This is a genomic window from Geobacillus sp. DSP4a, assembly GCF_013096875.1.
GTDB classification, from domain to species: domain Bacteria; phylum Bacillota; class Bacilli; order Bacillales; family Anoxybacillaceae; genus Geobacillus; species Geobacillus thermophilus.
The window spans coordinates 1-798 of the sequence record NZ_SDLD01000154.1; the positions used below are offsets into that span (position 1 = coordinate 1).

The window sequence follows — 798 nt, forward strand, 5'->3', positions numbered from 1 at the left end:
CTAATTTCTTGCACACTCGAATAGAACACGTTGTAAATCACGTCTGATTTCAGCCATTTCCATAGCCCTTCAATCAAGTTCAATTGCGGACTGTATGGTGGCAAAAAGACGAGCTCTAACCGATCTTCGTGTTCTTTTAAAAATGGCTGAATGAGTTTGGCATGGTGAATTCGAGCGTTATCTAAAATCATCACTATTTTGCCTGTGGGATAGCGTTCTAACACAAGTTGAAGAAATCGAAGAAATGTTTCCGCGTCATAGCGTTCTTCTTCGATGCAAAACACTTCCCCTGTTTCGTAGTTCAACGTGCCAATCAGCTTCAGCCCTTGATGTTTTCCAAACGTCGGAATGATTCGTTGTTTTCCTTTGACAAACCATGTTTTTTGAATCGCTTGGTAATCACGAATCATCGACTCATCTTGAAAGAGGACATGGGCGATGTTCCCATCTACCAGTTTTTTTTACTTCAGGGAAGGTGATTTCGACGAATTCTTTTTGTTTCTCTTCATCGGCATTGGCTAGTGTATAGGTCGGTTTCGTATAGCTTAGCCCTAACCGATGCAGAATGTCACTTGTTCCGCGAAGCGTGTATGTTGGCCCCCACTTTTGTTGAATGAGTTCAGCGATTATCGCAAGCGTCCAATTATATTTTGCTTCGAATCCCACATCTACGGGGAGCTGATGTTCAATGATCAAAGCCAGCTCTTTTTCCTGCTCAGGGGTCAATCGACGTGGGGCGCCAGGTGAGTATTTCATCTCCAGTCCATCAAGACCGCGCTGGGCGTAGGCATGAATATA

1 pseudogene is annotated in these 798 nt (G+C 43.9%); it reads right to left on the bottom strand.

Going from position 1 to position 798, the window contains the following annotated elements:
• Window positions 1–798 (bottom strand): annotated as a pseudogene (locus tag ETC02_RS16760) (IS630-like element ISBs2 family transposase); the annotation flags it as partial.